The following is a 12,056-nucleotide window of genomic DNA, read 5'->3' as shown; positions in this document are numbered from 1 at the left end:
GCGTTGCACTTATTTAATGCAACGCTGTGCCGCTGCATTACCTCCCTCCATCAAACCTCGCTAAACCCGCACGCTGTCAACCTGGCATCCTTTTTGCTCATTCACTTCTGAACTGATGTTTTGCTCTTTCTACGTCCTGTCGTCGCGGACGATTTCGCACAGCTTTCTTTTCAGGAGTGAAAATATGCACCGTCGTACCTTAATAAAAGCTTTTGCTCTCTCCGCCTCTGTGGTGGCCATGGGGATGAGTTTCAGCGTTCAGGCCGCTGAAACGATCAAAGTCGGCATCATGCACTCACTCTCCGGCACGATGGCTATTTCTGAAACGCCGCTGAAAGACGTGGCGTTAATGACTATTGATGAAATTAACGCCAAAGGGGGAGTGCTGGGCAAAAAGCTGGAGCCGGTGGTGGTGGATCCCGCCTCGAACTGGCCGCTGTTTGCTGAAAAAGCGCGCCAACTGCTGAGCCAGGATAAGGTTGCCGCGGTGTTCGGCTGCTGGACCTCGGTCTCGCGTAAATCGGTTCTGCCGGTATTTGAAGAGCTGAACGGCCTGCTTTTCTATCCGGTCCAGTACGAAGGGGAAGAGATGTCGCCGAACGTTTTCTACACCGGCGCGGCACCTAACCAGCAGGCGATCCCGGCGGTGGAGTATCTGTTGGGTGAAGATGGCGGCAGCGCGAAGCGCTTCTTCCTGCTGGGCACCGACTACGTCTATCCACGCACCACTAACAAAATCCTGCGCGCTTATCTGCACTCGAAAGGGGTTCAGGATAAAGATATTGAAGAGGTCTATACGCCCTTTGGTCACAGCGACTACCAGACCATCGTCTCCAGTATCAAAAAATTTGCCGCTGGCGGCAAAACCGCAGTGGTCTCTACCATTAACGGCGACTCTAACGTTCCCTTCTATAAAGAGCTGGCGAACCAGGGGGTAAAAGCCACCGACGTGCCGGTCGTCGCCTTCTCGGTTGGGGAAGAGGAGCTGCGCGGTATCGACACCAAACCGCTGGTGGGGAATCTGGCCGCCTGGAACTATTTCGAATCGGTCGATAACGCTGACAACCAGCAGTTTGTAGCCGCGTATAAAGCCTACGCCAAAGCGCATAAGCTGCCGAACGCCGATACCGTGGTGACCAATGACCCGATGGAAGCCACCTATGTGGGGATCCATATGTGGGCTCAGGCGGTTGAGAAGGCCGGTACCACCGACGTGGATAAAGTACGTGCCGCCATGGCGGGCCAGTCCTTTAAAGCGCCGTCTGGCTTCACCCTGACTATGGATGAAACCAACCACCACCTGCATAAGCCAGTGATGATCGGTGAAATCGAAGATAACGGTCAGTTCAACGTGGTCTGGCAGACCGATGCCACGGTGCGCGCTCAGCCATGGAGCCCGTTTATCGCCGGTAACGATAAAAAACCCGACACCCCTATCAAAACCGCCAGTAACTAAATTCAGGGAGATCAGCCATGAGCATGCTGCGCTTACTCATCGCCATCATGTGGCTTGCCGGGCTGGTGCCAGGGATGGCGCAGGCAACGGACGCCGATACCTTTGTTGCCGCCAGCCGCAGCCAGCAGGCGGTACTGCTCGGGGAGTGGGCAACAACGCCGGACCCCGCCAGGCTGCCGCTGTTACAGGCACTGCAACAGGAGAATCTTTACGTCGATGCAAAGAAACACGCCTTTACCCGCCACAACGGGCGCTATGACACCCTGGGCAGCGCCGCGACGCCGCAGGGGCAGCCTAAGGCGGTGCGGCTGACTAACCGTCTACGTATTGCCGCCGCCACCGCGCTGGCAACCCATCAGCTTATCAGTGACAACGTCACGGATCGTCTTGCTGCGGCAAAGTTGCTGCAGCGGGATGCCCAGCCCGCGATGCTGGGTTTTATGCAGCAGCGGCTGAACGCCGAGCAAAACGAGGCGATACGCCAGGCGCTCAATCTGGCGATTGCCCGCCTGCAACTGTCCAGCCCACAGGCAGAAGTGCGCCGCCAGGCCGTGACCGCGCTGGGTGAGGCGGACGACGCCGGGGCGCAGGCGCTGCTTACGCCCTACACGCAGGCGCAAACCGAACCCGATGCCAGCGTACGCGCGGCGGCAAGCCACAGTCTGAAGCAGATTGAGCGTCGGCTGATGATAGGCGATCTTCTGGGCCAGGCCTTTATGGGGCTGTCACTCGGCTCCATTTTACTGCTGGCGGCGCTCGGGCTGGCGATCACCTATGGCCTGCTGGGGGTGATCAATATGGCGCATGGCGAAATGCTGATGCTGGGCGCGTACGCCACCTGGATTGTGCAGCAGGCGATGGCGCAATTCACGCCTCAGTGGCTGGGGCTCTATCCGCTGGTGGCGCTGCCGGTCGCCTTTCTGCTAACTGCCGGGATTGGAATGGCGCTGGAGCGCACGGTGATCCGCCATCTGTATGGCCGTCCGCTGGAGACGCTGCTCGCCACCTGGGGCATCAGCCTGATGCTGATCCAGCTGGTGCGTATGGGGTTTGGGGCGCAAAACCTCGAAGTCGCAAACCCCGGCTGGCTCTCCGGCGGGGTACAGGTTTTTGCCAATCTGATATTGCCGTGGAACCGCATTGTCGTGCTTGTGTTTGTCATGATGGTGCTGTTCTTCACCTGGCTGGTGCTGAACAAAACGCGTCTCGGGCTCAACGTCCGGGCAGTCACGCAAAACCGCAATATGGCTGCCTGCTGCGGGGTGCCCACCGGGCGGGTCGATATGCTGGCGTTTGGCCTCGGATCCGGCATTGCCGGGCTGGGCGGCGTGGCGCTTTCGCAACTGGGCAACGTCGGTCCTGAATTGGGTCAGGGCTATATCATCGACTCCTTCCTGGTGGTTGTACTCGGGGGCGTCGGACAGCTGGCAGGTAGCGTCGCGGCCGCGTTCGGGCTGGGTATCTTCAATAAAATTCTGGAGCCGCAGATGGGCGCCGTGCTGGGCAAAATACTCATCCTGGTGGCGATTATTCTGTTTATCCAGAAACGCCCGCAGGGTCTGTTTGCACTGAAAGGGAGGGTAATTGACTAATGAGCCAGCCACTGACATTAACCCTGGCGCGCAAAGCGCCACGTACCGCACCGATTGTCGGCAGTCTGCTATTGGCGGCGCTCCTGGTGCTGCCCTTTCTGTCGCTCTTGCCGGCCACCCATCCGCTGGCAGTATCGACCTGGATGTTGACCCTGGTTGGCAAAATTCTCTGCTACGCCATCGTAGCGGTGGCCCTCGATCTGGTCTGGGGTTACGCGGGCATGTTGTCACTGGGGCACGGGATCTTCTTCGCCCTCGGCGGGTATGCCATGGGTATGTACCTGATGCGTCAGGCCTCGGGCGATGCGTTGCCCGCCTTTATGTCGTTTCTTTCCTGGAACGAGTTACCCTGGTTCTGGTGGGGGACGCAGCACTTTGCGTGGGCGCTGGCGCTGATTGTTCTGGCTCCCGGTCTGCTGGCGCTGGTATTCGGCTGGTTTGCCTTCCGGTCAAAGATCAAAGGGGTCTATTTCTCGATCATGACTCAGGCGCTCACCTTTGCCGGAATGCTGCTCTTCTTTCGCAATGAGACCGGCTTTGGCGGCAACAACGGCTTCACCGGTTTTACCACGCTGCTGGGCTTCCCGGTCACCGCCATCTCGACGCGCATTACGCTGTTTCTTGCCACCGTGCTGCTGCTGGCCGCCTCGCTGGCTATCGGCTATGCGCTGGCGAAAAGCAAGTTTGGCCGCATTTTGACGGCGGTACGCGACGCGGAAAACCGCCTTACCTTCTGCGGTTACGATCCGCGCGGCTTTAAGCTGCTGGTCTGGACTCTCTCGGCCGTCCTCTGCGGGCTGGCAGGTGCGCTGTATGTGCCGCAGGTGGGCATCATCAACCCCAGCGAAATGTCGCCCACAAACTCCATTGAGGCCGCCATCTGGGTGGCGCTGGGCGGGCGCGGCACGCTCATTGGCCCGGTGATCGGGGCGGCGCTGGTTAACGGAGCTAAAAGCGTCTTTACCGTGGCGATGCCGGAATACTGGCAGCTGTTCCTCGGCCTGATTTTCATCGCCGTCACGCTGTTCTTGCCGCGCGGCGTGATTGGCCTGTTACGTAAGGGAGAAAAATAATGCAGCCCGCCGAAACCCTCTTTACCCGCCAGCTGCCGGGGGATCGCTTCCGCGACCAGACCGACCCGGTCCTGCAGCTGGAAAACATTACCGTCAGCTTCGATGGCTTTAAAGCCCTGAGCGATCTCTCGCTCAATATTGGCGTGGGCGAGCTGCGTTGCGTAATCGGTCCCAACGGGGCGGGCAAAACCACGCTGATGGATGTGATTACCGGCAAAACGCGCCCCCAGAGCGGGCGGGCCATTTATGATCAATCGACCGATCTCACCACTCTTGAGCCGATGATGATTGCCCGTCAGGGGATTGGGCGTAAGTTTCAAAAACCGACGGTCTTCGAGGCGCTTACCGTCTGGCAAAACCTTGAGCTGGCGATGAAGGGCGATAAAACGGTCTGGGCCAGCCTGCGGGCGCGTCTGAGCAGCGAGCAGGGGGACCGCATCAATGAGATGCTGACTCTGCTGCGGCTGAGCGCCGAGCGGGATCGTCTGGCAGGACTTCTTTCGCACGGGCAGAAACAGTTTCTGGAGATTGGCATGTTGCTGGTGCAGGATCCGCATCTCCTGTTGCTGGACGAACCTGCCGCCGGCATGACCGATGCGGAAACGGAATACACGGCCGAGCTGTTTCGCACCCTGGCGGGAAAACACTCTCTGATGGTGGTAGAGCATGATATGGGGTTTGTTGAAACCATTGCCGATCACGTCACGGTGTTACATCAGGGGCGGGTCCTGGCGGAAGGATCGCTGCGTGACGTTCAGGCCAACGAACAGGTGATTGAAGTCTATCTTGGCCGCTAAGGAGCCAGCCATGCTACAGGTTAACGAACTGAATCAGTACTACGGCGGAAGCCATATCCTGCGCGGCGTGAGCTTCGAGGCGCATACCGGAGAGGTGACCTGCCTGCTGGGGCGTAACGGGGTAGGGAAAACCACCTTGCTGAAATGCCTGATGGGGCTGGTGCCCGCCCGCACTGGCGAGGTTATCTGGCAGGGTAAAAAGATCACCAAAGCCTCGCCGCACCAGCGGGTACAGGCCGGGGTGGCCTATGTGCCGCAGGGACGGGAGATCTTCCCCCGTCTGACGGTGGAAGAGAACCTACTGCTGGGGTTATCACGTTTTCCGGCGCGTGAAGCGAAGCGGGTGCCAGACGATATCTGGCAGCTTTTCCCCGTTCTGCAGGAGATGAAACATCGCGGCGGCGGCGATCTCTCCGGCGGGCAGCAGCAGCAGCTGGCCATTGGCCGGGCGCTGGCCAGTCGGCCGCAGTTACTTATTCTGGATGAACCTACCGAAGGCATTCAGCCTTCGGTGATCAAAGAGATTGGCCAGGTGATCCGCGAGCTGGCGAACCGGGGGGATATGGCCATTTTGCTGGTCGAGCAGTTTTATGATTTTGCCGCCGGGCTGGCGGACAGTTATCTGCTGATGTCGCGGGGGAGCATCATTCAGCGTGGCCGCGGCGAGAATATGGAGCAGGAGGGGGTACGCGGTCTGGTCGCCATTTAAAGGGCGTTGCGTCTGGTGATGTTATATTATAACATCCTCGCTCTTAACAACGGAGTGAGGACAGAAGAGTGGCTGGACAGATTGGTAAACTTGCAATGACTTTGGGGGCGCTGTTGATGGGTGGCCAGGCCTGGGCCCATTCACATGGTCATCAGATGACCGAAGCGGAACAGAAAGCGGCGAACGGCGTATTTGACGATAAAGATGTGCAAGAGCGCCCGCTCTCCAACTGGGACGGCGTCTGGCAGTCGGTCTATCCGTTCCTGCTGAGCGGTGATTTAGACCCGGTATTCAAAAAGAAAGCGGAAAAAGAGAAGAGCAAATCTTTTGACGAGATTAAAGCCTATTACCGCACGGGTTATGCCACCGACGTAGAGACCATCGGAATTGAAAACAACGTGATGGAGTTCCACACCGGTAAGAACGTGAGCCGCTGTGAATACGTCTCTAACGGTTATAAAATCCTGACCTACGCGTCCGGTAAGAAGGGAGTGCGTTATCTGTTCGAGTGTAAGGATGCCAGCAGCAAGGCGCCGAAGTTCGTTCAGTTCAGTGACCACACCATTGGCCCGCGTCAGTCAGCCCATTTCCATATCTTTATGGGCAACACCTCGCATGAAGCGCTGCTGAAAGAGATGGATAACTGGCCAACCTACTATCCGAACGAGATGTACAAAGAGCAGGTGGTTGACGAGATGCTGCACCACTAATTTCTACAAGGCGAGGGGATCCTCGCCTCTGTTTTATACGGTCTCAGGAACGTCACCCTGCCACGCCTTCACGTTCATCCCTCGCAGGATCATCAGCCAGGCAATAACGATCGCCACCATCATGATGGCAAACAGCGACCAGTGCGGCAGATGGGTGAGGATAATCCCGGTAATCATGGGATTAAAGGCCGCGCCCAGCCAGCCCAGCGCCTGTGCGGAAAAGTAGCTGGCCTTCATCCCCGGCGGCGCGATATTGTCGATCAACATATATTCCCCCGGGGCATAGATAATCTCGCCGACGGTAAAGATCGCCGCCGCCACGCCCCAGTAAATCAGGTTATTTCCCGACACCATAAAGCCTGCCAGCCCCAGCACGAAAAAGAGTGTCCCCAGAGTCATTAGCGGGCGGATATTTTTACCCGTCAGCTTACGGCCAATCAGGTATTGCAAAGAGACCACCATCGCCGCGTTGACCGGCAGGACCACCGCCACCACCTGTTGGGCAAAGTCGCTGTCGTAATCGGCGGCCAGGACATACTGAGAGATACAGCTGGCGAAGGAGCCGCCCACGTAGGAGGCGAGCAGACCAGAGAGGGTATACCAGAACAGCGCCCGGTCTTTCAGCAGTATTGAAGGCTGCCAGGCGACGGGCGCGGATTCGCTGGTAGCGGCTTCGACACGCTGCACCCATAGCTGGATAAAGACCAGCGGCAGCGCAGCGCAGAGCGCCGCCAGCCAGAAGGGAAGTTGCAGGCTGTACATCACCAGCAGGGTGCCAATCGGCGGGCCGATGGTCCAGCCGATGTTAAGAAAGCTGTAATTGAGCGAGAAAATTTTCGCCTTTTGGCCTGGGGTAAGCACATCGGAAAACCAGGCCTTTAGCACGGTGGCGAAGACCGAGTAGGCGCAGTTAATCATGGCAAAGAAGAGCACCACCAGGGTGACATTATCCACCAGCGGAATGGCGATAAAGCCGAAGATAAATGCCGTAATGGAGACCAGCATATAGCGCTTTTTATCGAACTTATCCGCGAGGATGCCAAACCCCATACTGAACACCACGCCGATCGTCAGAGCCACCGTCAGCGCATACCCGATATTCTCCACGCTCATCGCATAGACGCGGGTGAGGTAGATGGTCATGAAAGGTAAGGTCGCGCCGCGTCCAATTGTTAATAACAATGACGAAGCCAGCAGCGCTGCGGTTGAGCGCCTGAGTGATGGTTTCATTATTCCTGCCCGACAATTGCTTATGATTATTTTGTTGTGTCTTATCAGGATTAACACGCCATAAGCGGCTTGTATAGCACCTAATTTATCCCTAAGTGCTTCGCCTGACTGCCAGAATTAATGATCTGTTCTTCACGCTTTTTTTTCGCTACTTTGGTTCTCTTTACAAAAATTTAATAAACAGGGGCAGAGTATGACGCGTAAAGACGGGCTGCTGGCGTTACTGGTGGTGGTCGTATGGGGGCTCAATTTTGTGGTCATCAAAGTTGGGCTGCACAATATGCCGCCCCTGATGCTGGCCGGGCTGCGTTTTCTGCTGGTGGCCTTTCCCGCGCTCTTTTTTGTCGCCCGCCCGCAGGTGCCGTTTCGTCTGCTGCTGGGCTACGGCCTGACCATCAGCTTTGGACAGTTCGCCTTCCTCTTTTGCGCGATTAACTTCGGTATGCCAGCCGGACTCGCCTCGCTGGTCCTTCAGGCCCAGGCTTTCTTCACCATCATTCTGGGGGCCGTAACCTTTGGCGAACGGCTGCAGGGCAAACAGCTGGCAGGGATCACGCTCGCGGTCTTTGGCGTACTGGTACTGGTGGAGTCCAGCCTGAATGGCCAGCACGTGGCGTTACTGGGCTTTATGCTCACCCTGGCGGCCGCCTTTAGCTGGGCCTGCGGAAACATTTTCAATAAAAAAATCATGCTGCTGGCGTCGCGCCCGCCGGTGATGTCGCTGGTGGTATGGAGTGCGCTGATCCCCATTCTGCCCTTCATGGTTGCCTCCTGGCTGCTGGATGGCCCACAGGCGATGCTGCAAAGTCTGGTGAATATCGATCTCACCACCATTTTGTCGCTGGTCTACCTGGCGTTTGTCGCCACCATTGTCGGATACGGCATCTGGGGAACGCTGCTGGGACGTTATGAGACCTGGCGTGTGGCACCGCTGTCGCTGCTGGTTCCTGTGGTAGGGCTGGCTTCTGCGGCGCTGCTGCTGGACGAGAAGCTGAGTGCACTGCAACTGCTGGGGGCGGTATTGATTATGGCGGGGCTTTATATCAACGTCTTTGGGTTTCGCTTTCGCCGGGCGGCGCAGGTAAGGGGCTAAAAAAAAGCCCCGCGAGCGCGGGGCAAATACGAATTACAGGTCGTGGTTGTAGTACGGCACGCCTAATTCGTCGGATTTATCGCTGCCAGCGCCCATATGGTTAAAATCGAACGGCGACTGGTCATGTGCAGAAGGCAGAATCATCGCATCGCGATTATTCTGCTGCACAGCGCGGGGAGTTTGCTCCGCAAAGCTCTGGCCGGAGACCAGCACCAACAGGGTGAGGGCGGCGGAGATAAACAATTTCATGATTTCCTCGATACGTCTTGAAAGGCGATTAACAACTACAGTGGTTTAGCGGCATCAAATAACGAGATTCACCGTGCATATTGGTGATGCGATACTTGTGCGGCGGCACGTCGAAATAGTTTTTAAACGTGCGGGTCAGGGTCTGTTGCGATTCAAACCCATAACGCTCCGCCAGATACAAAATCGGCTCGTTGCTCTCTTTCAGCTTCTGGGCGATTTCCGTTAACTTGCGGCTGCGGATGTATTGACCTAATGAATGGCCTGTCTCTTTTTTAAACATCCGTTGCAGGTGCCACTTGGAATAACCTGAACGCTCAGACACCTTCTCAAGTGAGAGCGGCGATTCCAGGTTATCTTCGATCCAGTCCAAAATGCTATGAATTGTAATAGCGTCAGTATTGCGTCTGGACATCGTCATACCTCTTTCTGTTTACGGCAGGATTTTCTTAAGCAAATGCTCAAGAGTTGCCACTTCATCCGCCGTTAAGTTTTTTGTTAGTTCCTGGTGTAATTCTTGCCCTACTAATTGATGACATTGCTCACACATTGCTGCGCCGTCGCTGGTCAACTGCACCAGTACGCCGCGTTTGTCATTCGGGTTAGGGCGTCTTTCAATCCATCCTTTGCAGACCAGTCGATCCATCATGCGCGTCAGGGCGCCAAGATCGACCGATAAGACCTTTTTGAGCTCAACCGGCGTGATACACCCTTCGCAACGCACAGAACAAAGGACTTTGAACTGGGTGGCAGTGATGTCCAGCGGCGACAAATAGTCATTGAGCAAGCGGTCTTTTTTTTGGTTAACCATATAGATAAGGCGACCCAGTGGGATAATTTCGTTGAAGAGATCACTGGTGCTTTTCACAATGGTTGCCCTGGCAAGTAGTTTAATCACGGCAGATATTATTGCTCAGGCAAGTATAAGTCAACTGAATGTATTCCCCGATGCCACGATTTGCTAAAACGTTTCATGAACTTTTTTTTAGCTTTTTCAAATCAATTACATAACTGAAGATTATTTATCACCGGGCGTAAATAGTCAGAATTGGCGCGCCGTAGCCTAAACCTGCTTTAACACCGTATACTTCCAGAGTTGATGAATGGAAAAGGATGACACGCACTATGGTAGAGCTCTTACAAGCCATCGGTCTTGGGCTGGTGGTCCTGCTGCCGCTGGCAAACCCGTTAACGACCGTGGCGCTCTTTCTCGGTCTTGCGGGGGACATGAACAGCGCGGAACGTAACCAACAGTCTCTGATGGCCTCTGTTTATGTCTTTGCAATCATGATGGTGGCTTACTACGCCGGACAGCTGGTGATGAACACCTTTGGGATCTCGATTCCTGGCCTGCGTATCGCCGGGGGCCTGATTGTGGCCTTTATCGGTTTCCGTATGCTCTTTCCGGCGCAAAAAGCGCACGACAGCCCGGAGGCAAGAAGCAAATCGGAAGAGCTGGAGGATAAACCTGGTGCGAATATCGCCTTTGTTCCCCTGGCGATGCCCAGCACGGCCGGGCCGGGCACCATTGCGATGATCATCAGTTCCGCTTCCACTGTGCGCGATAATACAACCTTTCCTGACTGGGTCATCATGGTGGCCCCACCGCTGATCTTTGCGCTGGTAGGCGTCATTTTATGGGCCAGCCTGCGCAGCTCGGGCGCCATTATGCGCTGGGTAGGTAAGGGCGGGATCGAGGCTATCTCGCGGCTGATGGGCTTCCTGCTGGTCTGTATGGGCGTGCAGTTCATCATTAATGGGGTGCTGGAAATTATTAAGACCTATCACTAATAAAAAAGGGTGGCTTGAGCCACCCTTTTTTTATCCGTGTTGCGGCCGCTCTTCCAGCGACACCGGCCACTTACGAAACACCAGCACTGACCAGATTAACGCCACCAGCGCCGGTATCGCCCCCAGGTAACCGATAGCGGACATCGAAAGATGCAGGCTGATTTGATTTCCAACCAGCGCGCCGGCACCAATGCCGATGTTGAAAATGCCGGAGAAGAGCGACATCGCCACGTCGGTGGCATCTGGCGCAAGCGCCAGCACTTTAACCTGCATGCCCAGGCCGATAATCATGATCGCCACGCCCCAGAAGATGCTCAGAATGGCAAGGTTCGACTCGCTCCCCGACGCCGGTAGCAGCAACAGCAGACACGCCAGCAGCAGGCCAATCGCGCCGCTAACCAGTAACGAGGCGTGGCGATTACCCAGCTTGCCAAACAACACACTGCCAACAATGCCCGCGCTACCCAATATCAGCAGCAGAACGGTGGCAAATCTGGCGCTAAAGCCGGCAACCGTCTGCACAAAAGGTTCGATGTAGCTATAAGCCGTGTAGTGGGCGGTCACCACGACAACGGTCAGCAAATAGATGCTCATCAGCGCCGGGCGACGGAAAAGCAGGGGCAGGCTTTTCAGCGAGCCAGAGTGTTCGCTCGGCAGTTTTGGCAGTAATTTAATCAGACACAGCAGGGTGATCAGCGCGCCCATTCCGATGACAAAAAACGTGGTGCGCCAGCCAAAATATTGTCCTACGAGGCGGCCAATCGGCAGCCCAAGCACCATAGCCAACGCGGTGCCCGTTGCCAGCAGGCTCAACGCCTGAGCGCGTTTGCCCGCCGGGGCCAGACGAATGGCCAGCGAAGCAGTGATCGACCAGAAGATGGCATGTGCAAAGGCGATACCGATGCGGCTCACCACCAGTACGGTGAAATTCCACGCCAGAAACGACAGCACGTGACTGGCAATGAACAACACAAAAAGTGCAATCAGCAATTTACGCCGCTCCACCTGACTGGTGAGCAACATAAAGGGTAACGACATCATTGCCACCACCCACGCATAGATGGTCAGCATGATCCCGACCTGCGCGGTTTCCATGCCAAAGCTGCTGGCAATGTCGGAGAGCAGGCCAACAGGCACAAATTCAGTGGTGTTAAATATAAACGCTGCAATCGCAAGCGTAACCACCCGTAGCCACGCGACCCTGCGGGAATCAGTGTTGATTGTCATAATTTGTCTGGGAATCGTTACGTAAAGAAGAGGAGGCGATCTTAAAACCATCGCTGGTGAAAAGACAATCATTTTGTGACGTAGATCTCAAAATCACCGTTAGAGAAAGGGTGGTGAAATCGGACAATTTCC

Annotated in this window: 13 protein-coding genes; 8 read left to right on the top strand and 5 right to left on the bottom strand. The window is 56.1% G+C overall.

All coding sequences use genetic code 11. From position 1 onward, the window contains the following. Positions 1-184 precede the first annotated feature (184 nt). The 6 genes from urtA (at position 185) to zinT (ending at position 6,337) form a co-directional block, all read left to right on the top strand. Positions 185-1,456 carry an urea ABC transporter substrate-binding protein gene (gene urtA / locus JZ655_RS10985; RefSeq protein ID WP_207291783.1) on the top strand — a complete coding sequence of 424 codons (1,272 nt, stop codon included), beginning with the start codon at positions 185-187 and terminating at the stop codon, positions 1,454-1,456. 17 nt (positions 1,457-1,473) lie between these two features. Then, the gene (gene urtB, locus JZ655_RS10980; RefSeq protein WP_207291782.1) at positions 1,474-3,048 is read left to right on the top strand and encodes an urea ABC transporter permease subunit UrtB; all 1,575 of its coding nucleotides are present in this window, start codon (positions 1,474-1,476) and stop codon (positions 3,046-3,048) included. After that, a complete protein-coding gene (gene urtC / locus JZ655_RS10975; protein WP_046885595.1) occupies positions 3,048-4,121 on the top strand; it encodes an urea ABC transporter permease subunit UrtC in 1,074 nt (357 codons plus the stop codon). Before urtB ends, urtC begins: the two co-directional genes overlap by 1 nt. Beyond that, positions 4,121-4,918, top strand: a complete 798-nt coding sequence (gene urtD / locus JZ655_RS10970) for an urea ABC transporter ATP-binding protein UrtD (RefSeq protein ID WP_207291781.1) — start codon at positions 4,121-4,123, stop codon at positions 4,916-4,918. Before urtC ends, urtD begins: the two co-directional genes overlap by 1 nt. Positions 4,919-4,928: 10 nt before the next feature. Continuing rightward, positions 4,929-5,627, top strand: a complete 699-nt coding sequence (gene urtE / locus JZ655_RS10965) for an urea ABC transporter ATP-binding subunit UrtE (RefSeq protein ID WP_207291780.1) — start codon at positions 4,929-4,931, stop codon at positions 5,625-5,627. 68 nt (positions 5,628-5,695) lie between these two features. Continuing rightward, positions 5,696-6,337, top strand: coding sequence for a metal-binding protein ZinT (gene zinT / locus JZ655_RS10960; RefSeq protein WP_207291779.1), 642 nt, complete (start codon positions 5,696-5,698; stop codon positions 6,335-6,337). A 33-nt stretch (positions 6,338-6,370) separates the two neighbouring features. On the opposite strand, the gene ydeE is transcribed toward zinT, so the two are convergent. Continuing rightward, positions 6,371-7,567, bottom strand: coding sequence for an efflux MFS transporter YdeE (gene ydeE / locus JZ655_RS10955; protein WP_207291778.1), 1,197 nt, complete (start codon positions 7,565-7,567; stop codon positions 6,371-6,373). 193 nt (positions 7,568-7,760) lie between these two features. Here ydeE and eamA point away from each other — a divergent pair, with 193 nt between their 5' ends. Further along, the gene (gene eamA, locus JZ655_RS10950; protein ID WP_046885599.1) at positions 7,761-8,660 is read left to right on the top strand and encodes an O-acetylserine/cysteine exporter; all 900 of its coding nucleotides are present in this window, start codon (positions 7,761-7,763) and stop codon (positions 8,658-8,660) included. Between the two features lie 33 nt (positions 8,661-8,693). Here the strand turns inward: eamA and marB are convergent, their stop codons facing one another. Genes marB through marR form a run of 3 tightly spaced genes read right to left on the bottom strand, consistent with a single transcriptional unit; the run spans position 8,694 to position 9,774 of the window. Beyond that, positions 8,694-8,909 carry a multiple antibiotic resistance protein MarB gene (gene marB, locus JZ655_RS10945; protein ID WP_046885600.1) on the bottom strand — a complete coding sequence of 72 codons (216 nt, stop codon included), beginning with the start codon at positions 8,907-8,909 and terminating at the stop codon, positions 8,694-8,696. A 28-nt stretch (positions 8,910-8,937) separates the two neighbouring features. Then, entirely contained in the window at positions 8,938-9,321 is a 384-nt protein-coding gene (gene marA / locus JZ655_RS10940; RefSeq protein ID WP_154298843.1) for an MDR efflux pump AcrAB transcriptional activator MarA, read from the bottom strand. Between the two features lie 18 nt (positions 9,322-9,339). Next, complete coding sequence (gene marR, locus JZ655_RS10935; protein ID WP_046885601.1) at positions 9,340-9,774, bottom strand: multiple antibiotic resistance transcriptional regulator MarR; 435 nt, start codon at positions 9,772-9,774, stop codon at positions 9,340-9,342. Positions 9,775-10,031: 257 nt separating this feature from the next. Here marR and JZ655_RS10930 point away from each other — a divergent pair, with 257 nt between their 5' ends. Beyond that, positions 10,032-10,697, top strand: coding sequence for a MarC family NAAT transporter (locus JZ655_RS10930; protein WP_040075757.1), 666 nt, complete (start codon positions 10,032-10,034; stop codon positions 10,695-10,697). Between the two features lie 30 nt (positions 10,698-10,727). Here the strand turns inward: JZ655_RS10930 and JZ655_RS10925 are convergent, their stop codons facing one another. Then, the gene (locus JZ655_RS10925) at positions 10,728-11,924 is read right to left on the bottom strand and encodes a sugar transporter (RefSeq protein WP_207291777.1); all 1,197 of its coding nucleotides are present in this window, start codon (positions 11,922-11,924) and stop codon (positions 10,728-10,730) included. Positions 11,925-12,056 lie beyond the last annotated feature (132 nt).

The organism is Leclercia pneumoniae, from assembly GCF_017348915.1.
Classification (GTDB): domain Bacteria; phylum Pseudomonadota; class Gammaproteobacteria; order Enterobacterales; family Enterobacteriaceae; genus Enterobacter; species Enterobacter pneumoniae.
Note: the sequence above shows the minus strand (reverse complement) of the source record. Positions and strands in the feature narration are given on the sequence as shown.

Excerpts from the sequence above, each read along its gene's own strand:
- eamA (WP_046885599.1), top strand. The coding sequence starts at position 7,761 with ATGACGCGTAAAGACGGGCTGCTGGCGTTACTGGTGGTGGTCGTATGG.
- ydeE (WP_207291778.1), bottom strand. The coding sequence starts at position 7,567 with ATGAAACCATCACTCAGGCGCTCAACCGCAGCGCTGCTGGCTTCGTCA.
- marB (WP_046885600.1), bottom strand. The coding sequence starts at position 8,909 with ATGAAATTGTTTATCTCCGCCGCCCTCACCCTGTTGGTGCTGGTCTCC.
- marA (WP_154298843.1), bottom strand. The coding sequence starts at position 9,321 with ATGTCCAGACGCAATACTGACGCTATTACAATTCATAGCATTTTGGAC.
- JZ655_RS10930 (WP_040075757.1), top strand. The coding sequence starts at position 10,032 with ATGGTAGAGCTCTTACAAGCCATCGGTCTTGGGCTGGTGGTCCTGCTG.
- urtC (WP_046885595.1), top strand. The coding sequence starts at position 3,048 with ATGAGCCAGCCACTGACATTAACCCTGGCGCGCAAAGCGCCACGTACC.
- urtE (WP_207291780.1), top strand. The coding sequence starts at position 4,929 with ATGCTACAGGTTAACGAACTGAATCAGTACTACGGCGGAAGCCATATC.
- JZ655_RS10925 (WP_207291777.1), bottom strand. The coding sequence starts at position 11,924 with ATGACAATCAACACTGATTCCCGCAGGGTCGCGTGGCTACGGGTGGTT.
- urtA (WP_207291783.1), top strand. The coding sequence starts at position 185 with ATGCACCGTCGTACCTTAATAAAAGCTTTTGCTCTCTCCGCCTCTGTG.
- urtB (WP_207291782.1), top strand. The coding sequence starts at position 1,474 with ATGAGCATGCTGCGCTTACTCATCGCCATCATGTGGCTTGCCGGGCTG.
- urtD (WP_207291781.1), top strand. The coding sequence starts at position 4,121 with ATGCAGCCCGCCGAAACCCTCTTTACCCGCCAGCTGCCGGGGGATCGC.